27 protein-coding genes and 3 pseudogenes are annotated in these 25,709 nt (G+C 39.7%); 12 read left to right on the top strand and 18 right to left on the bottom strand.

Annotated elements, in window-relative coordinates:
- The first annotated feature begins 137 nt into the window (after positions 1–137).
- Complete coding sequence (locus QUF94_RS03425) at positions 138–329, top strand: hypothetical protein (RefSeq protein WP_289314619.1); 192 nt, start codon at positions 138–140, stop codon at positions 327–329.
- Positions 330–615: 286 nt separating this feature from the next.
- Here QUF94_RS03425 and glpK read toward each other — a convergent pair whose 3' ends face one another.
- The 4 genes from glpK to QUF94_RS03405 all read right to left on the bottom strand — a co-directional run bounded on the left by glpK (position 616) and on the right by QUF94_RS03405 (position 4,328).
- The gene (gene glpK, locus QUF94_RS03420) at positions 616–2,106 is read right to left on the bottom strand and encodes a glycerol kinase GlpK (protein WP_289314618.1); all 1,491 of its coding nucleotides are present in this window, start codon (positions 2,104–2,106) and stop codon (positions 616–618) included.
- A gap of 21 nt (positions 2,107–2,127) precedes the next feature.
- Positions 2,128–2,952, bottom strand: a complete 825-nt coding sequence (locus QUF94_RS03415; RefSeq protein ID WP_289314617.1) for an MIP/aquaporin family protein — start codon at positions 2,950–2,952, stop codon at positions 2,128–2,130.
- A 235-nt stretch (positions 2,953–3,187) separates the two neighbouring features.
- Positions 3,188–3,730 carry a glycerol-3-phosphate responsive antiterminator gene (locus tag QUF94_RS03410; RefSeq protein ID WP_089361795.1) on the bottom strand — a complete coding sequence of 181 codons (543 nt, stop codon included), beginning with the start codon at positions 3,728–3,730 and terminating at the stop codon, positions 3,188–3,190.
- A 160-nt stretch (positions 3,731–3,890) separates the two neighbouring features.
- On the bottom strand, positions 3,891–4,328 hold the full coding sequence (locus tag QUF94_RS03405; protein ID WP_289314616.1) for a hypothetical protein: 438 nt from the start codon (positions 4,326–4,328) through the stop codon (positions 3,891–3,893).
- A 120-nt stretch (positions 4,329–4,448) separates the two neighbouring features.
- Here QUF94_RS03405 and QUF94_RS03400 point away from each other — a divergent pair.
- Positions 4,449–4,700, top strand: a pseudogene (locus QUF94_RS03400) (MFS transporter); the annotation flags it as partial.
- A gap of 108 nt (positions 4,701–4,808) precedes the next feature.
- Here the strand turns inward: QUF94_RS03400 and QUF94_RS03395 are convergent.
- The 3 genes from QUF94_RS03395 to QUF94_RS03385 form a co-directional block, all read right to left on the bottom strand.
- On the bottom strand, positions 4,809–5,333 hold the full coding sequence (locus QUF94_RS03395) for a hypothetical protein (protein WP_289314615.1): 525 nt from the start codon (positions 5,331–5,333) through the stop codon (positions 4,809–4,811).
- Between the two features lie 222 nt (positions 5,334–5,555).
- A complete protein-coding gene (locus tag QUF94_RS03390; protein ID WP_289314614.1) occupies positions 5,556–6,656 on the bottom strand; it encodes a CaiB/BaiF CoA transferase family protein in 1,101 nt (366 codons plus the stop codon).
- A gap of 230 nt (positions 6,657–6,886) precedes the next feature.
- Positions 6,887–8,371, bottom strand: a complete 1,485-nt coding sequence (locus QUF94_RS03385; RefSeq protein ID WP_289314613.1) for an amino acid permease — start codon at positions 8,369–8,371, stop codon at positions 6,887–6,889.
- 481 nt (positions 8,372–8,852) lie between these two features.
- Here QUF94_RS03385 and QUF94_RS03380 point away from each other — a divergent pair, with 481 nt between their 5' ends.
- From QUF94_RS03380 to QUF94_RS03360, 5 genes are all read left to right on the top strand, one after another.
- The gene (locus QUF94_RS03380) at positions 8,853–10,478 is read left to right on the top strand and encodes a M4 family metallopeptidase (RefSeq protein WP_289314612.1); all 1,626 of its coding nucleotides are present in this window, start codon (positions 8,853–8,855) and stop codon (positions 10,476–10,478) included.
- Between the two features lie 61 nt (positions 10,479–10,539).
- Positions 10,540–10,776 (top strand): hypothetical protein, encoded by a 237-nt coding sequence (locus QUF94_RS03375; RefSeq protein ID WP_289314611.1) that lies wholly within the window; start codon positions 10,540–10,542, stop codon positions 10,774–10,776.
- A 79-nt stretch (positions 10,777–10,855) separates the two neighbouring features.
- Positions 10,856–11,005: a hypothetical protein gene (locus QUF94_RS03370; RefSeq protein WP_289314610.1), complete on the top strand. Its 150-nt coding sequence runs from the start codon at positions 10,856–10,858 to the stop codon at positions 11,003–11,005.
- The gene (locus QUF94_RS03365) at positions 11,002–11,184 is read left to right on the top strand and encodes a hypothetical protein (protein ID WP_289314609.1); all 183 of its coding nucleotides are present in this window, start codon (positions 11,002–11,004) and stop codon (positions 11,182–11,184) included. The genes QUF94_RS03370 and QUF94_RS03365 overlap by 4 nt, the downstream gene beginning before the upstream one ends.
- Before the next feature lie 219 nt (positions 11,185–11,403).
- The gene (locus QUF94_RS03360; protein ID WP_289314608.1) at positions 11,404–11,805 is read left to right on the top strand and encodes an SET domain-containing protein; all 402 of its coding nucleotides are present in this window, start codon (positions 11,404–11,406) and stop codon (positions 11,803–11,805) included.
- 193 nt (positions 11,806–11,998) lie between these two features.
- Here the strand turns inward: QUF94_RS03360 and QUF94_RS03355 are convergent, their stop codons facing one another.
- Together QUF94_RS03355 and nagZ are read right to left on the bottom strand one after the other, a co-directional pair.
- Positions 11,999–12,187, bottom strand: coding sequence for a hypothetical protein (locus QUF94_RS03355; RefSeq protein WP_289314607.1), 189 nt, complete (start codon positions 12,185–12,187; stop codon positions 11,999–12,001).
- Between the two features lie 91 nt (positions 12,188–12,278).
- Entirely contained in the window at positions 12,279–13,520 is a 1,242-nt protein-coding gene (gene nagZ, locus QUF94_RS03350) for a beta-N-acetylhexosaminidase (protein WP_289314606.1), read from the bottom strand.
- Positions 13,521–13,704: 184 nt separating this feature from the next.
- Between nagZ and QUF94_RS03345 the strand changes: the two genes are divergently transcribed.
- Entirely contained in the window at positions 13,705–14,058 is a 354-nt protein-coding gene (locus tag QUF94_RS03345) for a hypothetical protein (RefSeq protein ID WP_289314605.1), read from the top strand.
- Positions 14,059–14,122: 64 nt separating this feature from the next.
- On the opposite strand, the gene QUF94_RS03340 is transcribed toward QUF94_RS03345, so the two are convergent.
- Positions 14,123–14,905 (bottom strand): TrmB family transcriptional regulator, encoded by a 783-nt coding sequence (locus tag QUF94_RS03340; protein ID WP_289314604.1) that lies wholly within the window; start codon positions 14,903–14,905, stop codon positions 14,123–14,125.
- Between the two features lie 215 nt (positions 14,906–15,120).
- Here QUF94_RS03340 and QUF94_RS03335 point away from each other — a divergent pair, with 215 nt between their 5' ends.
- Both QUF94_RS03335 and QUF94_RS03330 read left to right on the top strand, forming a co-directional pair.
- Positions 15,121–15,891 (top strand): TSUP family transporter, encoded by a 771-nt coding sequence (locus QUF94_RS03335; protein ID WP_289314603.1) that lies wholly within the window; start codon positions 15,121–15,123, stop codon positions 15,889–15,891.
- Between the two features lie 379 nt (positions 15,892–16,270).
- Complete coding sequence (locus tag QUF94_RS03330; RefSeq protein WP_289314602.1) at positions 16,271–16,429, top strand: hypothetical protein; 159 nt, start codon at positions 16,271–16,273, stop codon at positions 16,427–16,429.
- A 317-nt stretch (positions 16,430–16,746) separates the two neighbouring features.
- Here QUF94_RS03330 and QUF94_RS03325 read toward each other — a convergent pair whose 3' ends face one another.
- The 5 genes and pseudogenes from QUF94_RS03325 to QUF94_RS29035 form a co-directional block, all read right to left on the bottom strand.
- Positions 16,747–17,280, bottom strand: coding sequence for a GNAT family N-acetyltransferase (locus tag QUF94_RS03325; RefSeq protein ID WP_289314601.1), 534 nt, complete (start codon positions 17,278–17,280; stop codon positions 16,747–16,749).
- A gap of 721 nt (positions 17,281–18,001) precedes the next feature.
- The gene (locus QUF94_RS03320; RefSeq protein WP_048680414.1) at positions 18,002–18,151 is read right to left on the bottom strand and encodes a hypothetical protein; all 150 of its coding nucleotides are present in this window, start codon (positions 18,149–18,151) and stop codon (positions 18,002–18,004) included.
- Between the two features lie 769 nt (positions 18,152–18,920).
- Complete coding sequence (locus tag QUF94_RS03315) at positions 18,921–19,418, bottom strand: LURP-one-related/scramblase family protein (RefSeq protein ID WP_289314600.1); 498 nt, start codon at positions 19,416–19,418, stop codon at positions 18,921–18,923.
- 508 nt (positions 19,419–19,926) lie between these two features.
- Positions 19,927–21,180, bottom strand: coding sequence for an LVIVD repeat-containing protein (locus QUF94_RS28720; RefSeq protein ID WP_353957737.1), 1,254 nt, complete (start codon positions 21,178–21,180; stop codon positions 19,927–19,929).
- Between the two features lie 783 nt (positions 21,181–21,963).
- A pseudogene (locus QUF94_RS29035) lies at positions 21,964–22,272 on the bottom strand (alpha-helical endospore appendage domain-containing protein); the annotation flags it as partial.
- Positions 22,273–22,489: 217 nt separating this feature from the next.
- Between QUF94_RS29035 and dut the strand changes: the two are divergent.
- A pseudogene (dut, locus tag QUF94_RS03300) lies at positions 22,490–22,848 on the top strand (dUTP diphosphatase).
- A gap of 202 nt (positions 22,849–23,050) precedes the next feature.
- Here the strand turns inward: dut and QUF94_RS03295 are convergent.
- The 3 genes from QUF94_RS03295 to QUF94_RS03285 form a co-directional block, all read right to left on the bottom strand.
- Entirely contained in the window at positions 23,051–23,437 is a 387-nt protein-coding gene (locus tag QUF94_RS03295) for a DUF1259 domain-containing protein (RefSeq protein ID WP_289314599.1), read from the bottom strand.
- Between the two features lie 207 nt (positions 23,438–23,644).
- Positions 23,645–23,866, bottom strand: coding sequence for a helix-turn-helix domain-containing protein (locus QUF94_RS03290; protein WP_289314598.1), 222 nt, complete (start codon positions 23,864–23,866; stop codon positions 23,645–23,647).
- A gap of 10 nt (positions 23,867–23,876) precedes the next feature.
- Entirely contained in the window at positions 23,877–24,368 is a 492-nt protein-coding gene (locus QUF94_RS03285; protein WP_289314597.1) for a DUF2975 domain-containing protein, read from the bottom strand.
- A 329-nt stretch (positions 24,369–24,697) separates the two neighbouring features.
- Between QUF94_RS03285 and QUF94_RS03280 the strand changes: the two genes are divergently transcribed.
- Positions 24,698–25,636, top strand: a complete 939-nt coding sequence (locus QUF94_RS03280) for an oxidoreductase (RefSeq protein ID WP_289314596.1) — start codon at positions 24,698–24,700, stop codon at positions 25,634–25,636.
- The last annotated feature ends 73 nt before the right edge of the window (positions 25,637–25,709 follow it).

Here is a 25,709-nt window from a genome sequence, read left to right as displayed (position 1 = left end):
GCTTGAATTACTCGTGAATTCGCGCTATTTAATCGTGTATTCGTGCTGTTTACTCGTGAGTTCGCACTGTTTTCTCGTGGTTCTGCACGTTTACTCGTGAGTTCGCACTGTCTTCTCGTGGTTCTGCACGTTTACTCGTGAGTTCGCACTGTTTACTCGTGAGTTCGCGCTGGTTACTCGTGAGTCCGTGTTGTTTACTCGTGAATTCGCGCTGGTTACTCGTGAGTTCGCGCTGTTTACTCGTGAATTCTGCACGTTTACTCGTGAATTCGCGCTATTTACTCGTGAGTTCGCACTGTTTTCTCGTGGTTCTGCACGTTTACTCGTGAGTTCGCACTGTTTCCTCGTGGTTCTGCACGTTTACTCGTGAGTTCGTGCTGGTTACTCGTGAGTTCGCTTATATTCAATTGGTTCATTTGTTCTCATAGTTTCTCATTCGTATAGATATTAATATCCCTAATCTGCCTTTAAAAAACAAAAAAGAGAGACCATAAATGCACATTATCGTATTCACGATAACGCATTCATGGTCTCTCCTGTTCTCCGGCCGAGTTATTAACTTGATTTCAGTATAGCATACTCCAGCTCATTTGAGAAAGAATTCACCTTGTTTTTTTATTTAAACGCCATTGCAGCGTGTACAGCTTTTTTCCAGCCCTCATATAATTTATCACTATCTTGCTCTTCCATGGATTGTTTGAAGGTTTTGTCCACCGCCCATTGCCGAGAGATTTCTTCTTGATCCTTCCAATACCCGACAGCAAGTCCCGCTAAATACGCAGCCCCCAATGCCGTAGTTTCGTTTATGGTCGGCCTTTCGACAGGCACCCGTAATAAATCGCTTTGGAATTGCATTAAGAAGTCATTCTTGACTGCACCGCCATCCACTCTCAACGTCTGCAGCTCGATTCCTGAATCCGCCTCCATTGCATCAAGGACATCCTTCGTTTGATACGCAAGTGATTCAAGTGTGGCACGAATGAAATGTTCTTTGGAGGTACCGCGCGTCAAACCAAAAACGGCTCCCCGTACTTCACTGTCCCAATATGGAGTTCCAAGGCCTACAAAAGCCGGCACTACATATACCCCATCCGTACTTTCCACCCGTTTTGCATAGGCTTCGCTATCCTTGGCATCATGAAGCATCCGCAGACCATCTCGCAGCCATTGGATTGCGGAGCCAGCTACGAATATACTGCCTTCCAGTGCATATTCGACCTTCCCATTCAATCCCCAAGCAAGGGTCGTCAATAGTCCGTGGTCGGAACTGACAGCCTTTTCCCCTGTATTCATGAGCATGAAACAGCCTGTGCCATACGTATTTTTGGCCATTCCTTCATTAAAACAGGCTTGGCCAAATAATGCTGCCTGCTGATCACCGGCTGCTCCGGCAATCGGAATAGATTGGCCGAAGAAATGATACTCGACCGTACGTGCATACTCCTCGGATGATGGTCTTACTTCCGGCAGCATCGACTTCGGTACAGTCAATATCTCCAGCAGTTCTTCATCCCATTTCAGTTCATGAATATTGTACATCAATGTCCGGGATGCGTTGGAATAGTCCGTTACGTGAGCCTTGCCTCCTGAAAGCTTCCAGATTAGCCAAGTATCGATGGTACCGAATAACAGCTTGCCTTCCTCCGCCTTTTGTCGTGCCCCTTCCACATTATCGAGGATCCATTTCACTTTCGTTCCGGAAAAATATGCATCTATCAACAATCCCGTTTTATCCCGGAATAAATCATTAAGTCCCTTTTCCTTCAAATCATCACAGATTTCACTTGTTTGTCTTGACTGCCATACAATCGCATTATAAACAGGAGTACCTGTCTCCTTATCCCAAACGACTGCCGTTTCACGCTGATTAGTAATCCCGATACCGGCAATTTGCTCTGGCTTTACACCTGATTCCGATAGTACACCGGCAATCACTGCCAGGATCGATCCCCAAATCTCATTGGCGTTATGCTCGACCCAGCCTGGTTTAGGGAAATGCTGCGTGAATTCCTTTTGGGAGGAATGGACGATTTCCCCCTTTTCGTTAAATAAAATCGCCCGCGAGCTTGTTGTTCCTTGATCTAATGATAAAATATATTTTTCCATAGTGTATGCCCCTCCTTTTAATTAACTAGCGATATTCCTGCTTTCCAATTCATGTGACTGCTTTTTCCCAAATGCATAGGCTAATACCAATAGTACCAAGCTTGCACCCAAAACAGACCAAAATCCTACTGTTATATCCCCTAAAAAGAATGCTTTATAACAAACGGCACCAAGTGACCCCCCAACAATCGGTCCAACTACCGGAATCCATGAATAGCCCCAATTCGAATTGCCTTTACCCGGTATCGGCAGCAAAAAGTGAGCGATGCGGGGCCCCAGATCACGGGCTGGGTTTATGGCATATCCTGTCGTTCCCCCAAGTGACATCCCGATCACGACAATCAATAAACCGACAGCGAATGGGTTCAGACCCTCTGTAAAATCATTGGCACCTATGAATAATAAACCAAGAATAAGGATGAAAGTTCCAATCATTTCACTTAATAGATTTGAAAATGTATGTGGGATAGCTGGTGAAGTCGCAAACACACCAAGCTTCGTTCCTGGATCATCAGTAGCTTTCCAGTGTGGCAAATAGTGCAGGAATACTAGAGTTGCGCCCAGGATTGCTCCAATCATTTGGGCAACGATGTAACCAGGCACATCACTCCATGGAAACTCTCCAATAATGGCAAATCCTACTGTGACCGCCGGATTTAAATGCGCCCCGCTTATGGATCCCACTGCAAAAACACCCATGGTGACAGCCAGTCCCCACGCAATCGTGATAACGATCCAACCGGCATCTTTAGCATAAGATCCCTTTAAGGATGAACCCGCTCCAATACCTGCTCCGAATAAAACTAAAATCATTGTGCCTACTACTTCTCCCCAAAATGGAGTCATGAATAAAACCCCTCCCCTGATAATTTAAAAACCTTGCAAACAAATAAAAGGAGATTCACAGCAGAACTATCCTCATAAAAAAATTATGAATAGATCTGTTGTGAATCTCCTAGTCTCCGTCACATATATTAACTTGTAATGTAAAATATACTAGGTTGTGAAAACGCTGTCAATTATTTTGTGAAAAATTAATCTATTTTTCTGTAATTTTTCTCAAATTCCTCGTTCTACCCTATTAGACGATATCCCATAATTCAGTTTTGGAAGTGGTGATTGCCGACGCTCCAGCATCAAGGGCGTTCAGGACTTCATCGGAAGTACGTATGAGACCGCCTGCAAAAATGGGTGTTTGTAGTCGTTCCTTCACTTCTTTTATCATCCACGGCATAGCACCCGGCAAAACTTCGATATAATCCGGCTTGGTTTTCTGCACCAGCTTATAACTTTTCTCCAGCGCATGTGAATCTATTAAAAAGATTCGCTGGATGGCAATGACCCCCTTTTGCTTCGCTTTCAAAATAACGTTTGATTTAGTCGAAATCAATCCATATGGATTATACTCCTGACAAATGAATTCTGTCGCATATTCATCACTTCTTATGCCATGGATCAAATCGACATGATAAATCATTTTCTTATTATGCTGCTTTGCCATCATACTTACATTTTTCAATTGTGATATATGCAAATCAAGAAACACGCCTATTTCATAGGAACTTTCTAAGAATCTTTCGAAATCCTTCATGCTTGCCGAAGCAGGCAAAATCTTCTGGTCCATTATTTTCCCCCTTATCTCTGGAAAAACTAAAACTTTTAGTAATTCAGTATATTTTAAAGAGCTTGGTTTTTCAAACACATTTTAATGAATCGCCACCCTATCCATCCCTACACTAACATACCTGGCATCCCCTTTATATATTGCGGCTAAAAACGTTCCATCATAAAGAAAGTTTCATTTTCAATGAACCATCGACCAGTTCAAATGATTTAATTGTGCCCACCGGGATTTTTCTCACGATGTTCCAAGCATCAACATTCATTTTGATCATTCTATTTTCAAATTCAAAAAATGGCGGTCTGTTAAATATCCTTTGGTTGATGAAACTCCTGTCAAGCGGTTCCATTTCCACTAATTCAAATGATATCGTTCTTTTTTCCACGTGAACCGGTTTTAATGTAATCCTGAAAGCTACGTTTTTCTTAAACATCATTTTTTTCACTTCCGTCGTTCCGGAAAGCACTATATACTTTGGCGTAATCTCGACTTTAATATCCTGATCAGATGATTTCATCTTTATGATTCTCTCTATCATAGCTGCAGTTACCGTTATCGGTATGCCATTTCCAAATATATTGGATGGATCGAATGCATTCATCCTCGTATTCCCCTCCAACTTTCAATATCACGGTTCATAAGGAACGTCGGTTATAACATATGCCGGGTTAACGGATGCAGTTAACATTTCCTGAGTTAATAATCGATATATTCTAAGGAATGGTCATCAGGGCCGACACAGCAATATCATTTAGCCACCCTTGAGCCTGAATCATCAGGAGTCATGCTCGGTCTCAATCAGTCGATGATGCAATTGGCCATGGCTACCGGTGCTGGGATTGGCGGTGTTGCCGTAGAACATGTATCCCTTGCTTCCATAACCTGGATCGGTGCAACGGGGGTTGCCATTGCCATGGTCATTGTTCTGGTCCTTTCAAGTTCATCGTCAAGCAGTAAAATAGCACAGTCATAAAATCCTAGACCGATATATAAACATTCATCATAAGGCTAGATTTTAGCCTTATGATAAATCCTAAAGACGAAAGCAACAAAAAAAGAACGCCCACCAGCACGTCCCTTTTTACTTGCAGCTATCTTCATCATCCATTTTCTTCACAAAAATATCATCCGTCACCCTATCTTTCAGCTTGTTCCTCAAGGCCAATTCCGCAGCCTTCCCATCACTGGGCGACCCGTCCGAGAAATACATCGGAAACAAGGAGAAAAACATAATGTAGAAAGAAAAATATATGAACTGATACCAGATTACCGAGCTGTCCAGGATATTCTGATACACTAAGCTATATATGATCAGCATGCTGACTAAATTAAAGATAGCCCCCCCTAAATAAATCAGCGTATTCGTAAATCGATTATCATGTTTCAATCCTTTGAACTCGCAAGTCCCATTCCAAAAATAATATTTCCTCACCTCTATGTTCCGAAAGGCGAAAAGTTTATTACCACAACCGATCAAGATTTTCTTTTCTGATCCCCCAAAAATCGTAACAAAGAAAATATGCCCGCTCAAATGTATCAGCGTAACGATCGGCAAGATCAAAAAAAAGGAAAATAGAAATTTAATGATATCAGAGAGACCAAACATGTTTAATCAACCCTCCTTATCAGAGCAATTTTCTCAAAAACCCTATTACTGGGATGTTACTCTGATACCCTGTCCAAAATAGTTATAACTAGTAAATTTTCACAGTTAATTCGGCTGTTTCCTTCTTAATTCGACCTAACTCCAACTTATTTCGCCCTTCAAAAAAAACAGGCTATCTCTTTTCAAAAAAACTCGGAAAAGTGATAGCCTTTACATCATTATTTAGCGATTGGGGGTGCGAAGAATTTCTGCGTTGTTTTCTCCTGGCCTCAAGCCTGCATGTTTATATTCAGGGGTGAAAACCGATGTTTTAATCGGGCATGCGATTTGCTTCTGGGCATTTCCTTTTCCGTCAGGTACCTCGACAATCATTCCCCTCTCCTTCAAATGGGGGTGTTCGGCCGCTTCAGTGAAGGTCAGCACTGGTTCTGCGCAGGCCTCGAAATCAGCGAATATTTCCTGCCATTCATGAAAATCTCTTTCGAGGAAAGCAAGTCGGATGGCCGTTTTAAACCTGATTCCGCTTTCTTCATTGCTTTTCATGCTCAGTTCATACAATTCGGGTGCACCGATCGCTTCACATAATGCTTTTCGAAAAGGGGGCTCAAGGCTTCCAACCGAAAAATAACGTCCATCTTTCGTTTCATAAAAGTCATAAAAGGACCCTCCGTTTAACATCAGTTTTTCTGGTTCAAGCTCGAGGCCCCCTTGTAAATTCAGAGGTGCGGATATGGCATTCAAGGCAAAACTGCAGTCGGTCATGCTGATGTCGATGGCTTGGCCTTCTCCTGTTCTTTCCCTATGAATGACTGCAGATAATATACCGATAACAGCATGCAGTGAGCCTCCGGCAAGATCTGCTATTTGGGTTCCGTTTTTTGCCGGGCCGTCCTTTTTCGTACCGGAATAGCCTGATAAGCCTGCAATCGAAATATAATTGATATCATGTCCCGGTCGGTCTTTATAGGGACCGGTCTGGCCGAAGCCAGTGATGGAACAGTAAATCAGCTTCGGATTGATCGATTTCAATGCCTCATACCCCAGTCCTAGGCGTTCCATGACACCTGGACGGAATTGTTCAATGACGATATCGTATTCCTTCACTAGATTTTTTACGGATTCGATGGACTCAGATTGTTTTAAATCAAGTGTGATCGACTTCTTCGATCTGTTAAGATATTGGTTCACACCCCATGAATCCTTTGCTCCCGGCCTCTCTACTTTCAAAACGTCCGCTCCTAAATCCGCTAGCATCAAAGTGGCAAATGGGCCTGGCAGTAACGTTGAAAAGTCCAATACTTTTAAATGAGTCAATAAGGTCATCAGCCGTGCACCTTCCCTTTCTATTGGAAATATTAAAAGCTTTCCCCGTCGTTCTGTACATGCAATTTAGCAGAGTTTACGATTATCATATAACACCTCCCACGAGATTTGTATAAATTTCCATTTAACAAAAATAAAAAGCTAGGAATCAGCTTCCTAGCTTTTGATAATGAGCCTAAAGAAAACAAGTAAAAGCCGGACAAATTGTCCGGCTTTTACTTTAAGCTTGTTCATTCGTATTTTTTGTCGAAGTCAAACTCGACTTCATCCAGTTTAACGAATTTAGTCTTTCTTACCAGTTTATAGCCAAACCATAAACCAAGGAAAAGCGGGATTCCTAGGTACGCAGCTATAACACTGCCCCAATCAATCTGGTCTGAGAAAAAGGCTTGGATATTTTGAGACAGGATGACGATCATGCCAATTGCAATGGCAAAAATCGGACCTATCGGGAACCATAATGCCTTATATGGCAGCTTCTCCAATGAATGGCCTTGAGCGATGAATGCTTTGCGGAAACGGTAATGGCTGATGGAAATGCCCAGCCAAAAGATGAATCCTGTAATTCCAATGGCATTCATTAACCAAATATACACTTTACCATCACCGAATACGGAAGCTAAAAAGGCTAGCATACCGATGGAACATGTCAAAATCATTCCTGCAACCGGTACCCCTCGTTTATTAAGTCTTGCAAAAATACGCGGTGCTTGGCCATCTTTTGCCATGGAATATAGCATACGCGTAGATGCATACAGACTAGAGTTACCTGCTGATAACACCGCTGTTAAAATGACTGCATTCATAAGTGAAGCTGCAAAGGCCACTCCAGCCTTTTCAAATATGAGCGTGAACGGGCTTACCATGACGTTATCCCCTTGTAAACTTGAACTTGTATAAGGGATAAGCAGTCCTATCACAAAGATTGCCAATACGTAAAAGAGCAGGATTCTCCAGAAGACACTTTTAATGGCCTTTGGTATATTCCGTGCAGGATCTTCACTTTCACCGGCAGCCACGCCGACGATTTCAGTACCTTGAAAAGAAAAGCCAGCCGCTATGAACACGATGAAGACACCCATGAACCCGCCCGGGAATGGCGCGTCATCGACGGTGAAGTTTTTAAATCCTACTGCTTCGCCGCCCATAATGCCGATAATCATTAATATCCCAACGATTATAAAAATAACGATGGCTGTAACTTTTATGAAGGAAAACCAGTATTCGCCTTCACCATACCCTTTAACCGATAAATAGTTTAATAGGAAAATGAGCACCAAGAATGATGAACTCCACAACAATGATGGACTATTCGGAAACCAAAATTTCATGATCATTGTTGAGGCTGCCAACTCTGCCGCTATGGTCATCGACCAATTGAACCAATACGTCCATCCCAAGGCAAACCCAAATGCCGGATCGACGAATTTCGATCCATAGGTACTGAATGATCCGCTTGTCGGCATAAAGGCTGCCAGTTCCCCTAAGCTTGTCATCACGAAGTAAACCATTGCCCCAACTAAGGCATAAGCAAGTAATGCGCCGCCTGGCCCAGCTGTATGAATGGCTGCCCCGCTGCTAAGAAACAGCCCTGTGCCGATTGCCCCTCCAATGGAAATCATCGTTAAATGTCGGGATTTTAAACCGCGCTTTAATTCTTGTCCTTCTTGCTGTGGAGGATGCTGAAAGACGTCATTTTCTTGTTTTGGTATCATAAATTTTCATCCCTTTCTATATAAGCGCTTACATGTATGGGGAAATCCATTTAATAAATTTTCCTATTTCATAGACTTTCAAATAGACCTAATTTACAATTCGAATCTTCCTTTCTGAATCCTTTCTGAATCCTTCCTGAATTCCCTTACTGAATATATATGCAATTTTCATGCCAAATTTACAAAACCGCAATATTCAACAAATTAACAGAAAAAATGACAGAATAGACAAAACATTTTGCACTTTATGCCACGTTTTTTTGCACTTTATGCCAAGTTTTTTTGCACTTTTTATTCATATGGTTCAATTTAAATACATTCCAAATATTACTAGAAGAATATCCAGAAAGAATATTTCTATTAAAAACCATTTTTCCCCATTTTATTCCTTTAATTGTCATATTTTTTGCGTGTTTTCTCCATTTGATAATATATGAAGCAAATGTAAAAATGAGGTATTCTCATGAAGGAGTTGAGTGTTATGAAAGGTAAGGTATTTTTAGGAACTGCACTATCCATCGGTCTATTATTTTCTGCTATTCCCCATCAAGAAGCTTTAGCGGCAAAAAATGTGTTAAGTGTTGAAAAGTATAATAAGCATAAGGATTCGCTAGAATTCAAGTCTGGGAAACTTACAGACCCATCGAAGCAAACGGCAGAAGATATCATTCTTACCTTTTTTGACGAAAACAAAAAGTCTTACAAGCTAGAAAAGCAAAAGGCGAAAGACTCCTTCATTATCCAGAAAGAAAGCAAGGATGAACTTGGCAATACCGTCCTTAGATTGCAACAAACCTATAAAGGGGTACCTGTATGGAATTCTACACAAGCAGTATCGATTGACGCTAAAGGGGTTTTAACGGTCGTATCCGGTACGGTCGAAGCCAATCTAAACACGAAATTAGAGAAAAAGGCTAAAAAAGGCATCAGTAAATCAGAAGCTATCAAAATAGCGGAAACAGATCTGGGGTTCACTCCTGCCTATGAACAATCCCCTGAATCTGAGCTATATGTATACGCAAATGAAGGCAAGGCGGATTATGTATATAAAGTCAATTTGAATTTCTTAAGTCCGGAACCAGGAAATCATAATTATTTCATCTCAGTCAAAACGGGGAAAATACTGAATAAATATAATACCCTGGATGAAGTGACGGGAACCAATTCCGTAGGAACGGGCACAGGAGTATTAAACGACACCGTGTCGTTGAACACTACCTTATCCAACGGTAATTACTATTTACAAGACAATACACGCGGCAAAGGCATTTTCACTTACAATGCCAATAACCGTTCAAGATTACCTGGCACACTCTTTTCCAACACAACAAATGCTTTTACCACTTCTACCGATAAAGCTGCTGTAGATGCTCATTTTTATGCGGGTAAAACTTATGATTATTACAAATCCACATTTGGACGGAACTCTTATGATGGAAATGGAACCATCCTGAAATCAACCGTTCATTATGGCTCGAGATACAATAATGCTTTCTGGGATGGCACCCAAATGGTTTACGGTGATGGAGATGGCACGACGTTCATCCCATTGTCCGGCGGTCTGGATGTCGTTGCACATGAACTGACGCATGCTGTGACTTCCACTGAATCGAATCTTACCTATCAAAATGAATCCGGTGCTTTGAATGAAGCGATTTCTGATATTTTTGGCACAGTGGTCGAATTTAAGAATCAAAGTGCCAAAGCGGATTATTTGATTGGAGAAGATATTTACACACCTAAAACTTCCGGTGATGCACTCCGTTCAATGGCTAACCCAACATTGAATGGTGACCCTGACCATTATTCGAACCGTTATACGGGCACGGGTGATAATGGCGGAGTCCACACGAACAGCGGAATCATAAATAAGGCAGCCTATTTGATCTCTGCAGGCGGCACTCACCATGGCGTGACCGTCTCCGGGATCGGTATCGATAAACTTGGGACAATCTTTTACCGGGCAAACACGACTTATTTAACTACCTCATCAACTTTTTCACAAGCCAAAGCGGCAGTCGTACAAGCTGCAGCTGATTTATACGGTTCAACCAGTGCCGAAGTCACAGCTGTCAAAAATGCCTTTACAGCTGTCGGTGTGAATTAAGGGATTTACCTATATGAACGACACCTCCCTAGCTTCACTTTTAGCGGAGGTGTTTTTTTGTATGTACTATAATCGTGAGTTTACTCGTGAGTTTCGTGCATTTACTCGTGAGTTTCGCGCATTTTCTCGTAAGTTTCGCGCATTTACTCGTGAGTTGGCGCATTTACTCGTGAGTTTCGCGCATTTACTCGTGAGTTTCGCGCATTTACTCGTGAGTTTCGTGCATTTACTCGTGAGTTTCGTGCATTTACTCGTAAGTTTCGCGCATTTACTCGTGAGTTGGCGCATTTACTCGTGAGTTTCGCGCATTTACTCGTAAGTTTCGCGCATTTACTCGTGAGTTTCGCGCATTTACTCGTGAGTTGGCGCATTTACTCGTGAGTTTCGCGCATTTACTCGTGAGTTTCGTGCATTTACTCGTGAGTTTCGTGCATTTACTCGTGAGTTTCGCGCATTTACTCGTGAGTTTCGTGCATTTACTCGTGAGTTTCGCGCATTTACTCGTGAGTTGGCGCATTTACTCGTGAGTTTCGCGCATTTACTCGTGAGTTTCGTGCATTTACTCGTGAGTTTCGTGCATTTACTCGTGAGTTTGAAGCATTTACTCGTGAGTTTCGCGCATTTACTCGTGAGTTTCGTGCATTTACTCGTGAGTTTGGATTTTAGAATAAATATGGATTTTCCGATACATCATAATAAAAAGTAAAAAAAGATAACCAGACTTCGTATATTTCGACTGTCCGGAATTTTAATTCGTCCTTCTCGTGAATGTATACCTATGAAATAAAGGTTAAGCCTCAATAAATACATTAGTGTCATTTAAATGATAAAATGATTAATTCCGTAAAATAGTTGCTTTTCTCCTTATTAACTGTCAAGCTTAGATGATCTGGACTATATTGAATAGAACAAGTAGGTGACGAACATGATTGAAGTTAAAACTTCCACACTCAGTGATGGTGAGTTCAATAGAGGCGTATTCGCAACACAGGACATTAAAAAAGGTGAGCTTTTGCATGAAGCACCTGTCATTGCTTACCCAAACGAGGAGCATGTCTTCATAGAGAAAACATTGCTTGCTGATTATGCGTTTGAATATGGAATTAACCATACCGCCATGCTTTTAGGTTATGGCATGCTGTTTAATCATTCTTATACCCCAAACGCTACGTATGACATAAACTTTAAGAATCATACGTTTGATTTCTTTGCTTACACCGACATAAAAGCAGGAGAAGAAATCCTGATTAATTATAATGGTGAAGTCGATAATGAGGATCCGCTTTGGTTCAATAAAGAAGATGACGGTGAAGATGTAGCTGAATGATCATTGAACATTCATGAAAGCACTTGTGCTTTTGAAAGACCTGTCAAAGGTCTTCGAAAGCAACGGGTGCTTTTTCATTTTCCTTTTACCGGCTTGATGAATTCACTGCTGGATTTTAATCGTTTTAATTGTTGGATATTAAGCAATAAAAAACGCCCCATTAAGAACAACTTAATGGGGTGGTCATTTCACCTTAACGTACGGATGGGTTACTTGATTTTGATTTAGTCATTGATTGGAATTGGCTCTTAACCTTGTCAATGGTTTCTGGTGTGGCCAGTGATTTTATTTGAGTCATGGTTTTTTCACGAGTTTTCTTATTGCGCATTAGAAATGCGGCAGCTCCTATCAGGACGGTTCCAAGCATTTTGTTTGATGGCATGTGAGTTTCCTCCTTCAAGTTAGTCATATATAGTATTCCCTCTATCTACAGAATTAAACAAAAGCATCCTGTTGAGAGTGCGGTGTCCCTTTTATTTATCCAAATTCAGACTTTCAATATAATTTATGCTTTCAGGACTTTTCACCACTTTTTCAGCTTGATCCGGGTCAGCCTTCGTTTGCTTCATATTGAAGAGTTTATATGTCAAAACTCTTTTCACTGACTCGTTAATTCTATCCATCGGAACTTCCCCTGTCTTTGCTGCTTTTAGTAATCCGTTATATACCTCAAGCTCATGGGAATATTCATGACAGACGAGTAATAAGTCAGCTCCTGCAAGGATTGCTTGCTTCCCCATATCCTCATAGGAGAAATACTTGTTCACAGCTCCCATTTCCAAATCGTCCGTGACCACAAGCCCTTCATATTTAAGTTTCCCCCGAAGCAGGTCCTCTATGATGACTTTTGAAAGGCTTGCCGGTTTTTCTTTATCATAGGCTGGATATTTAATGTGGGTCACCATCACGAAAAACTTTTGGTTATCCATTTCACTTATGATTTGCTTGAAAGGATAAATATCCGAATTTTCCAGATCAAGTTGGTTTGCTTCCACGGACGATGTTTCGACATGCGGATCGATTTCGCTGCGTCCGTTTCCGGGAAAGTGCTTCAATGCACCCGTTATGGATACATCATTCAAGCCTTGAATGGCTTTCTTTCCGTATTGATAGACCTTTTCCGGATCTTTTCCCAATGAGCGCTCATCCGTTTTCGATAGATCAAGAACCGGGGCTAAATTTATGTTAATCCCCATGGAACCCAGTTCTGCCCCATTCAATTTTGCCACCTTGTACATGTCTTCCACAGATGCATTTTTCCCAAGGTCCTGTTGCGAAGGAAGTGGCGATACCCGTTCCCTCATCCGGATTATGTTCCCGCCTTCCTGATCGACGGCCACCATGAGCGGAAGCGAAAGTGTACTTTGATCTGCCGTTTGCTGAAGCGAATTGGATAACTTAGCCACTTGTTCAGGTGATTTCATATTGCGGTCAAAATAAATGACGCCCCCTATATGTTTTTGTTCAATAAGCTCCGTAATTTCACTGCTCTTTTCAGTTCCCCTGAAACCGACCATCATAAGCTGCCCAACTTTTTCTTCAAGCGTCATTTCTCCGAGCATTTTTTCTATTTTCTCATGGCTATCCGTAATGGCATCGACGTCTTTCCCTTTTTCGACTTTAGAATTCGCATCCATATTCAACTGAATGAACACCACTGAAAAAGCTAGGATTGCGATGAAAAGCAGGCCCATATATATTTTTCTTTTCTTCATGCTTTAACCTTCATTGACATTTTCTCTTTCCTTCCTTAATTGCCCTTTTATTGATTTCGCGGCACACTATCTTAATCATGTTCATAAATGGAACATTCTATATCATCATTGAGGATTTTTTTGCATAAAGCATTAGCCAGGTACCATACTACAAACATAGCCTAATTATAAGGAGATGCCCCCCATGAACGGAATCTTGAAAAATATTGCCGTTACCTTAAATCATGCAGTCGATTATGCAAAACAAAAAATAACAGCAATTACAGGAACAACTTCCGTTACGATAGCGGAATTAAGTGAGCACATCATCAATCAGCCTGAAACAAAACTAATCAGCAAGAACCATTTAGGGATACCCTTTTCTTTTTACCACTTACAAAAAGAAGATGTTACGTACTATTTGGAAATGAAGAGCTCTCAAATTCTCCAGTTGGATGTTCAAGCCCAGAACCATACGATTGTGTCTTACAGATCTTATCGAGATAAATCAAGCTTACCCACGGCGATTAGATTTCCTAAAACCCTTTTGTCCGAATGACTCTGGTACAAAAAATAAAAAGCTGATATTCCCTACATAAGGGGTTATCAGCTTTTTTTCAAATTTATAGGGAGAAAAACTGGTCTCTTTCCCTCGAAATCCATTTCTCGGCATCTTCTTCATCCTTTTTAACTAAGCGGTTAACGAGAATATCATGCCAAATGTAATTTTCGAGAAAATTGATATGAATGGGGTCATCTGTGTAAAACGCCGTTTCTCTCGCTTCCGAAGAAGGCCCGTAAATCGTCTCCTTGCCATCAATGGATAGGATGAACCATTTGTTCTCTCCGATATTATCCACATAGCTGGTTTGGCGATGTATATCTATACCTGATAATGGGTTTTCAACCTGAAATGCAATCCCCTTGAGAGTACAATGCTCGGCTGCCCCTTTAAGCTCTTGTTCAAGTTTCCCATACATCTTGTCCCATAAGGAAACCACCACCCTTTTCTCGGCTTTTTGAATCAAAGTACGACAGAAGGATAGGATATGCCCCTCACCTTTTAGCGTCATTACACGATTGTCGGACATCGGCTCGATTTTCTCGAATTGTTTTAGTGTATGACTGATGGATTGATAGGTATTTTTCCATTTCGATTGGACGGATTCCAAAAACACATCGACTGGTAATGGTGAATATTGTATCGAGTCATTGATTTCCTCTTTTAATACGACTCCTTCTTCTTGAAGTCCATTTAATATTTCATAGATACGTGCCCTGGGAATTCCTGATTCCTTGCTTACTTGATAGGCACTGGTTGGACCTTGGCGAACTAAAGAAACATAAGCCTTTGCTTCATATTGACTAAATCCGAGAGACTGTAGTTTTTGAATGATATCTTGCATAGTACCTCCTAGTGCTTTAAGTAAGTTATATGCCTATCATACCAAATCTCTTATCGAAATTTATTCGATTTCAAAAGGTATGCATCATATTCTTATTTACAGAATGATTTTTGTTAGTTACTATTTAAATAGTGACTAATAGAAATACTTTGGGTTATGGCTACAGAAAAAGCAAGGATTCCGCCATAATGCCAATGTTTACGGAGGTTTCCTGAATGGAAGATATACAAATTTCAACACTCTTGATGCTGATATTTTTCGGCTTTCTGGCAGCATTCATTGATTCAGTAGTTGGCGGCGGTGGCCTGATTTCCATACCCGCTTTATTATTTTCAGGACTTTCCCCTTCAGCAGCGATCGCAACGAATAAGTTGGCAAGTTCCATGGGATCTTTAACAAGTACCATTGCCTTCATTCGCTCAGGTAAGGTTGATTTTCGATTGGTATCCAAACTTTTCCCACTTATTTTCATGGGATCCTTGCTAGGTGCTTGGGTTGTCAATTTCGTCTCACCCGAACTATTAAAACCACTGATCTTAGTTCTTTTACTAGCTATAGCCATTTATACCTTTTTAAAAAAGGACTGGGGACAAGATTCGACTTACCAAAGGCTTACATGGTATAAGGCAGCACTATTTACGTTCGCTATATTTGCCATTGGTTTTTATGATGGATTTTTAGGAGCTGGAACGGGATCTTTCATTTTGTTTGCCTTTTTAATGATTGGCTTTGATTTTTTGCACTCTGCAGGAAACGCAAAATTTTTAAACTTCGGAAGTAATCTGGCAGCACTGATCATGTTCATCTTTCTTGATACCGTCAACTTTTCCTATGGAATACCGATGGGGATCTCCATGATAGCAGGAGCATTGGCAGGTTCAAAATTTGCCATTAAGAAGGGAGTTGCATATGTAAGAGTATTATTTATCATAGTTACCGTCATTCTGATCATGAAAAATATATTCGATTACTTAATGGGTGGCTAAATAGAAATTTTCAGCTACAGCAAGAACTGTATACATCTGAAAAATGCCTTATTAAACATTAATATTGATATTTGAACAAATGAAAAAGACCACTTATTGTGGTCTTCTGAATTTCAAAATAAAATTTTTAATTGGCAAAGTCAGTTTAATATTCTTTCCGCTCTATTTATAGTGTTATAGGTGATTAATAAGGCTTGAATTTAGTTAAATACTTCTTTAACCAACCTGCCCCGTTAGTCGAAAAGGGGCTGCCACAGCAACCCGATTGTTTACGAAAGCCCCCTTTACTTTAAGGGAAATTCGCTCAAATCCTCGGGATATAAAGAGTGTTCTTTTGTAAATAATAAGATTGTTAAACAATAAATTGAGGAGGACTTATATGCAAAAGGATCAACAAGCTAAAGAGAATTTGGGTTCTATTATGAAACCGGAATTTTCCGGAACTGATGCACAAAAAGTAAAACAAGAAATTCAAAAAGATGTAAGCGAAGGACAAGGTGCAATGACCTCCCGAGAGGCAGGAGCAATGCGCGATTAAAAAACCACTCTGAGTGGTTTTTTTTCTGCTTCAAAATTAAACACTTTACATCCCTCATATCGATTTAATGGAGATGCTGAAAACTTAATGATATAAGCACGGTTGGTTGAAAGACCACCTCAAGCCATGTGAATATCTAGCTAAAGAAATAAACAAATAAATATAGCAAAAGGTAAGCTACATTAATTGGGTAACCCTTATTTTTATTGAGCTATCCTGCCCCTTTAGTTCCATAAGAAAAAGCTGCCTTAAAGACAGCTCCGATCTTCAGCTAACGCACCTGTTAGTTGATTAAGGATTTTTATCTTTACTGCCTGCTACGAGCCCATATGCCCGCCGTCAGACAGCTTGCCATCCCACCAGGTAAATACCAGGCCAGCCCAAAGTGCTATGGCGCCAGGAATCCATGCAACCATTGCAGCAGCGAACGCATCATCGGCCGTAGGCATAAGGGCGACTCCAACAAAAGCCAGGATAACGGCTAAGATAATCAACGCGATACCAAGCTTCCTGAGGGGATATTTTTTCTTTGCGCTACCTTTGTTATCTGATGTTTTCGTCATAAATTCACTTCCATCATTAAAATTTGGTGGATCATTATCTCCATTTTTTCTGAACTCATTAAAGGCTTCTTCCATCAATAATTTGGCATAACCATTACCTCTGTATTGTGATTTTACATACAAATCACTTATCCAACCCACTTGATTACCATTTAAGAAATCATACCCCTTATAGATTAGAACCCAGCCAATTAATTTAGTGTCATCCAATAAGCAAACAAAATAAGCATTATATTTTGCAGAGTGTTCATATGCTTCAATCATTTTTTGCTTCTTTGCGATTTTCACCTGCTAATTCATAAACCAAGCCTTTTTAAAGCTTAACCCCATATCTTCACCCTCTAAAACACATTATTTAACTCTTGGAAATTAATCCCAGCCTTCATATATATTCGTTCTTTATACACCTATTCCTTCTTCAACTCTACTGCCCCGTTTGTTGCATAAGAAAAAGCTGCCTTAAAGACAGCTCCGATCTTCAGCTAACGCATGCGTTAGTTGCATAAGGAAGAGGTTTGAAAAAATAGCCTGTATATATTTGAACGATGAATAACTTACCTATTTTCTTGTGTTTGTTTGCACCATATACAGAAAATTGGGAAAAACGTAATCAAAAACGTAACCATTTTTATAAAAAACTCGTCAAGCGTAAAATTGAAAGTATGAATTAAAGCCGCATTGGTATTCCCTGACTTTCTTTGAGTGTGGGGTGTTGAGAAAGTATCTTGCTGAAAAGATCGAGACTTATCTTTTTATTCAGCTACCTAAGCCAAGTGAGTATCCAAATGTTTTAAAAATTTCTGCTTGAGATTACTGGTGTATCCAAAATAACGGCTGATCTATTGATTCTGCTACTGAAATTTTTAGTGAGGAATGGATATCTGATGACGAGTTTTTTGTCACCGAATCTGAAATTTATGGGAATAATAAACTCTATCATCAATTTAAAAAAGAACTTCGAATAAGAAAAACATAGGGAGATCTTAGTCTTCCTATGTTTTCATTCATATTATTTATCTGTTTGTTTTTGCTTCTTTTTCAAATACTCCGCACGTATTTTTTCAAGTTGCTGCTTTTTATCAAATTTGGCAGGCTTCTGTTTTTCATGAAACTTTGTCACAGCTACCTTACCTTTGGTATCCAATTGATATTTTCCCACTTTGTTCACCTACTTTTCATGTCTTTAAAGAGAATCTATTCAACAAATATAATATACCTTATTTTACTGAAGTAAACCTTATTACTTTATTAGTGTACTCTAACTTTGCATATATCAGTAAAAACATTAAAAACTTAGTAAAATAATTCATCGCCAAATGGTATTCATTTCATTGCTATAATCAAAATAAAATGCCTTGACACTCTGCATAAGCCTCAATAATTCTATTTCTTGTTTGTTCAGCTCTCTTCTAAAGGTCCAATTGTTCGTTAAATAAGGTTTAAAATATTAAAACAATCTAAGTCTACTCCATCTTTTAAATGGTTCTTAATGCTAATAACCATTACGTTCTCGATGATTTCAAATTTAGGTTTCTGAGGGGAAATATTGTTTTTTTGCAAAGTCTTTTTACTACTTGTTTAAAAAAATCTACACCCCCAATATTTTTCTCCAAAAAAGCACCCCTTGTTATTAACTTTTCTACTTATATCTATCTTAATCCAAATATTACCTTATTCAACTAACCTGCCCCGTTAGCTCCATAAGAAAAAGCTGCCTTAAAGACAGCTCCAATCTTCAGCCTGTTAGTTCTATAAGAAAAGCGAACCTTATTCAAGAATCGCGCTCGATTACTGAAGAACGAATATAAAACCTTGGTACCAAATGGCCTTGTCATTTATTTATTTATTTATTTATGATACGGTTCACCGCACCTATTCAAGCAGTGATTTTTTAAAAACTGTCAACCTTTTAATTTTACACTTCTACTTTAAATCGACGCTGCTGAGGAAGCAGCTGCTTGATCAGCCTTCACACAATCAATTGCAACAACGAGTGCAATAATAATGGTTTCCATCTCTTCATCTATTATTTGAACCTTGTAGCTATCGCCCCAAGTGAACCACTCCTTGCCCACTTTACCTACGATTTTACCATGCTGTAAAATTTGAAAATCCATATCCCACCAATTACCATGTACTTCAATGCCTGCCGCATCAATTGTATATCGTGCTTTAAATAAGGAAAATTCCTTCTTTATTGTTAATACCTCTCGACCATTCACCTCAACCAAAAACTTTGGTAAAAAGCTGAACACCTTTTTCGTAATGAGTGCTACTTCATCTCTTGCTGTATTCATAATGGAGAAAGTTTTTGGAACTTGCATAAAACTTCCCTCCACGTAATATATATCCTTCTCCTGCTGATCCTTTACTGTAAATTTCCCGCTAAGACTGAATACCTTCTGCTTTATATAAAGCTGCCTCATACTTATGCCTCCCAACCTTAAGTCTTTTACATTACTTACGTTTGAAATGGGCATCGGTTCCAATCTTATGCATTAAATTCCAAATAATAGCTCCACTCAAAAGCGCCTTCTTTTCGGTTCACCACTATTTATCCTTAACTAATTTACCTTTTGTAAAGTCAGCAATTCTTCCTCGCAATCTAGCCCAATTGTTGAACAACTCCTTATGTACTCTTGAACTAACCTGCCCCGTCAGTTCCATAAGAAAAAGAGTTGCCAAAGCAACTCCCTTATTGAAGTAAAGCACCCGTTAGCTTAATAAGGTGTTTTATATTTTTTATGCAAAGAATAGGTCTGTTATATGAGTCTTACAAGCTAGTAAACCCTTGCTACATCAAGGTTGTATAAAATCCTGAATAAACGATAAAAAACGACTAAGAGCCAAACTCCTGATACACATGGGTTTGGCTTTTTTAGCTACTTCCAATAATGTGATGTTATGTCAACCTCACATGTATATGATATTCATTTAGACAGGGTCAACTGGGAAAATCGCCAATCCGAAAGGACCATTTAAAACGCCTGCACCAAACTCCCTTACACGTACAGGACTAGTAGGAAGGATAATATTATAAATTTCTACCGTACTATTGTTAAAATTTGCTGCATACAGAGTCGTATCTGTAATCGCCAATCCCTCAGGACCACTTAAATCCCCTGCACCAAACTCCCCTACATGTATAGGATCAGTAGGAAGGGTAATATCAAATATATCTATCGTACTATTGTTAAAATTTGATACATACATAGAACTTGGAGGAACGACAGGATCCCCAGGAAGGATAGGATCAATAGGATAAAGCGCCAATCCGGCAGGACCACTTACGTCATTCACCTGCTTTACAAGGGAAGGAAACCCAGGCGAAGAAATATCAAAAGCGGCTACCGTGTCATCGCCGGAATTTGATACATACAGAATGTCACCTGTAATCGCTAATCCGCTAGGCTTACTTAAGCCTACTGGAATATCTAATCCGCCAAACTTCTTTATAAATAAAGGATCCTGAGGAGTGGAAATATCATAAATGGCTAACGTGCTATCGAGTTGATTTGCGATATAAAGAATGTTGCCTGTAATCGCGAATCCGGTAGGTTCACTTAAACCTGTACTAAACTGCCCTACACGTATAGGACCTGTAGGAAAGATAGGATCACCAGGATGGATAGGACCAGTAGGTAACGAAATATCAAAAATTGCTACATTGTTATCGAATTGATTTGCGACATAAAGAGTGGTACCTGTAATCGCTAATCCGGTAGGGCCACCAGTAGGACCATTTAAAACGCCTGGAGAATCTACTGAACTAAACTTCGTTACAAATAAAGGATTTGGAGGAGTGGAAATATCAAAAATTGCTACCGTGTTATCGTCACGATTCGATACAAAAAGAAATGTAGATATCACAGGAGGAAGAGTTCCGATTAAATCCAGAACATTTTCAAATTTGAACTCCAAGAGCATTTCCTTTTTGATGACGTCACGAAGGGTTCTTTGAACACTCGAATCAACAGCAAAAAGTTCGGCTAACGACACCACTGCAGGAGAAAGTGCGGTTCCTGTAGGTAATGTTCCTAAAACAAATTGAAGCTTCTCTGCCTCGGCATTTATGATGTGAGCCAGAGCTAGTTCTTCCAGAGCAATGGAACTTAACAGTAAAGGAATCGTCTGCTCTACCGTAACAGAAATGGTAGGAGTAATATTAGGTATATTTGGAAAAGACAAAATCATTCACCTCTTTCAATTTTTAAGACTATATATAAATTATGGTTAATGGTGTAAATGGGACACGGCCCTTGTTCCGTTATAAGTAATTTTTGTTCTAGTTCAAGAAATCCCTAACGAAATAACCTGTCTAACTTTATGGGGTCAGTTCAATCTTAGGAGACGCCAAATAACTGAAATCAATTAACGAAAGTGATTTACTAGAATCATAAAAGGTGAATATTATGTCAATTGAAAAGACGATTTTTCCTACTCTAATGGGAAAAATCGTCTATGTGTGAATGTTTTGGGCGCTGAACCAGTTTAAGGACAATTCAAGAGAGCGATTTCACCTTCTCCTAGGTCTGTTACCGTTGCTATGAATGTGTTACCGTTACCAGTAATCGTTAAGCTAATATCATCTGTTACTTCGTTCACGGTGAGAGCGTATACAGGATTAGCACCAAACACATTAGTGCCTGCTGTGATAGTCCCTTGGCCTGTTATTGTTACTGTAGCATTGTTAGGGCAATTAGGAACGTTAAAGGTAGTTGCCGTGAAAATAAATGCAGCGACACCATCGGATCCATCGAAATCAAACTCAAAGAAGTTGGCATCTGGTGTGCAGCTCGAACATATGAGACCATTATAGGTAACTCCTCCAGGTGGATCTTGAACGACTTCGTTAAATGTAACAGTTGTGCCTGCTGCGCCTTGTCCTCGGTTAATGGAAAAGGCATTTCCTGCTACTGGCATGCCCGTTACCTGACAACCGCAAGCTGGTGGAGGCGGAGTTGGGGGAATAGTTGTTAACAAATCCAGAACGTTTTCAAACTTGAATTCCAACAACATTTCCTTTTTGATGACGTCACGAAGGGTTCTTTGAACACTCGAGTCAACAGCAAGAAGATTGGGTAACGAAACCACTGCAGGAGAAAGTGTGGTTCCTGTTGGTAATGTTCCTAGAACAAATTGAAGCTTCTCTGCCTCAGCATTGATGATGTGAGCGAGGGCTAATTCTTCAAGAGCAATGGAAGACAAAAGTAGCGGTACAGTCTGAGCAGTCGTAATCGAAATGGTTGGTGTAATATTAGGGATGTTTGGAAAAGACAAAATGATTCACCTCTTTTTTAGTTTAGGAAGCCATAAACATGAGTGTATGGGTTTCCCATTTTGTTATTTGCATGGACAGAGATCTTTAATAGGACATTCTTTCTATAGTTATGCAACAAGCCTTTGAATGACTGAGCGTTTGTCATGTGTAGACGTTAAACTTATACCACCTTGCAAAAAAAATTCAAAAAAACCACTTTATATAGGGAAAATAGTCATGGATCTATATTCAGTTGAGGAAAAATTATTACTACCTGGAGAAACATCATTATTAAAAACAGGTATAAAAATCGGGTTACCAACAAATAAGAGGCTCAAATTAGACCTAGGAGTGGATTAGCTTTAAAACACTCTATAACAGTTTTAAATAGTCCTGGAACCATAGATGAAGGTTACAGAGGAGAAATTGGAGTTATTTTAATTAACCACGGGAAAGATGCATTTCATATTGAAGTTGGAATGAGAATCCCTCAAATGGTAATACAACCTACATATAAATCGGTAGTTAATGAGGTTAGTGAATTATCAGTAACCGCTAGAAACGAAGGTGGCTTTGGGTTATCAGGTATTAGATAACATCTTAACAATGGATGTTCTTGATAAGGAATAATTTTTTTTGGAATAGATAATCACGCACGCTGTTTACATAAAGCATCAGAATAAAGCCAATGGAATTCTGGATTCCATTGGCTTTATCTGTTCTCTGTTCTCATTTATTCTACAACTATTAATTATTCTTTTTGGTTTTCCCTCCGGTTTACCACTAGTGAGAAATCCATTAGTTCCATAACGCTTTTCTTACTTTCCTTGCAAAAACTAATGGGGCATCAACAGCTTCGATATTAACGTAAACCAAATTCGGATTATCAAAAAGCCACTCATTGTGTATGGATGAAACTATTATTCCTTGTTTAAGAATGGAAGCAACAAAATTCTCGACTTCTTTTTGCAAGAGTGCTACCCTACCTAGGCACAATGCTCGTCCAGTCTTATTATCTCTTGATTCAAATGAGAAAGAAGAGGTTACTCTAAAACGTTTTCCTGAAATTTTTGCTTTTATTTCATTTCGATTTATGGTTGTCACACATTTTCCACCCGCAAATCCTTCTTGGCCGCCGATAATTCTTGCAAACTCTTGACAAATTAATTCATCATTAGATGCCATCTATTCATCTCCTCCCTAGTATTAATAGGATATGAATTAATGAATAGATTCGAAACGGATATGCAGCTCTTTTGAAATAAAAATTATGAAAATTATTTATATCTTATTCAAACTAACCTGCCCAGTTAGTTCCATAAGAAAAAGGCTGCCGCAGCAACCTCCCTTTTTGAACTAAACCACCCATTAGTTGAAGAAATTTGTTGCCTATTATTCTTGAGTGTACTCGTCACTTTTGTATTCTAAAAGATCTCCCGGCTGACAGTCTAAAGCCTTACAAATAGCTTCTAACGTGGATAGTCGAATCGCTTTTGCCTTTCCATTTTTCAATATAGAAAGGTTAGCCATTGTTATTCCAACCCTCTCCGAAAGTTCTGTTACGCTCATTTTCCTTTTAGCCAGCATCACATCAATATTGATTATTATTGCCATGTTATTCACCTCAGACTATTAAGTCGTTCTCTGATTTTATATCGATGGCTTCTTTTAAAAGTCTTTGAAGAACAGCCGCAAAGACCGCAATCACCATGGGAGCAAAAATCAAGCCCATTCCGATTAGTACGAGACCCGGTGCGTCATCTATCTCCGCCATGATATAGACGAGTGGCAGAGCAACCACGTACAAGCCACTGATTGTGATGGCACAGTTTTTGATTTTCTTTAGGGCTCTTACAGATAATTCCGAGAAAGCTTGGTTCTTGTCAATATAGCTTAAAAGGTTAAAAGATTGATACAAAGCGAAGTAAAATGGGATCGCCGAAACATACATAACCATTAAAATTCCATATACCACATAAGCCAAATCTGAACCTCTTTCTGCTGCTTCATTTGCTTCATTCGCTATCTGAGGCAACAAAAATAGACACAAAGCAAGAACAGGAATACCAATAAAAATAACAGCTACCTTTAAAAAGAGTGTTGAACTTGGTTTCATAAAAAGCACCTCATTTATTTATTGTCAATTTGAATTTAACACATGTTTTATTGTTTCACAATAAAATATTATTGATTTTAATTATATTGTTATTGTTTATAGACAAGATAAAAAGCATTCCTCATTACAGCGAAATGCTCTATAACTTTAAACCATTCAATTTATAACTTGTGCAACTAAACTTCCCCGTTAGTTCACCAATAAAATCAACAATATCCTTTAAAATTGCAAAAAAATAAGTACAACACTTAGTTCCCGCCATGGAATGTGACATATAGGAATTATTTGGGTATATGATAGGTATAGAATGTGTGGAAAGGTGTGATTGGATGATTAAAAAGTGGACTGGCGAAGAAATGGTAGATCTATCGGGGCAAACCATTGTAATCACTGGTGCTAATAGTGGACTTGGCTTCGAAACGGCTTTTGCACTGGCCGGTAAGGGGGCAGAAATCATTCTTGCCGTCCGGAATTCTTCAAAGGGTGAAAAGGCGGTCGATAGAATCATCTCGGTCCACCCTAAGGCAAATGTACGCGTTATGCAGCTGGATTTAAGTGATTTAAGCAGCATTCGGCATTTTGCTGATTCATATAAGGAAAACTATGACTCACTCTCCGTCCTTATCAATAACGCAGGTGTGATGATTCCGCCTTACAGCAAGACGAAGGATGGTTTCGAGCTACAATTCGGCAGCAATCATCTCGGTCATTTTGCTTTGACAGGCCTCCTGCTTCCGCGTATCCTTTCTACTCCAAAATCGCGGGTGGTCACATTGAGCAGCTTGGCCGCCAACAATGGATTCATGGATTTCGAAAATCTAAATGGTGAAAACGGTTATAAACCAATGAAATACTATGCGCAAAGCAAGCTGGCCAATCTTCTCTTTGCCCGCGAATTACAGAACAAATTCAACCAGCATGATGCAAACCCGATTAGCATTGCCTGTCATCCGGGCCTTGCCCATACCAATCTCATGTCACGCGGATCTGGCAAGCCCATGAATAAATTTGTCCACTTTCTTTCCAAAACCATCACCCAGCCCGCAAATCTGGGCGCATTGCCCACTCTTTATGCCGCAACGGAACCTACATTAACAGGCGGGGAGTATATCGGTCCCGATGGCAAGAAAAGCAGAAAAGGCTTTCCTAGAAAAGACGATATCATCGATACCTTATATAATGAAGAAACCTCGAAAAGATTATGGGCTATTTCGGAATCCATGACAGAGGTCAACTATCGTTTCACTGAAAGCATTACGCCAACCTAACTAAAATGCTCACCATTAAAGCGGGCTTATAGGTTAAGTCTGCTGCCCATGAACATGGAAAAAAAAGAGGGGG

The organism is Peribacillus sp. NJ4 (genome assembly GCF_030348345.1).
Lineage (GTDB): Bacteria > Bacillota > Bacilli > Bacillales > DSM-1321 > Peribacillus.
Note: the sequence above shows the minus strand (reverse complement) of the source record. Positions and strands in the feature narration are given on the sequence as shown.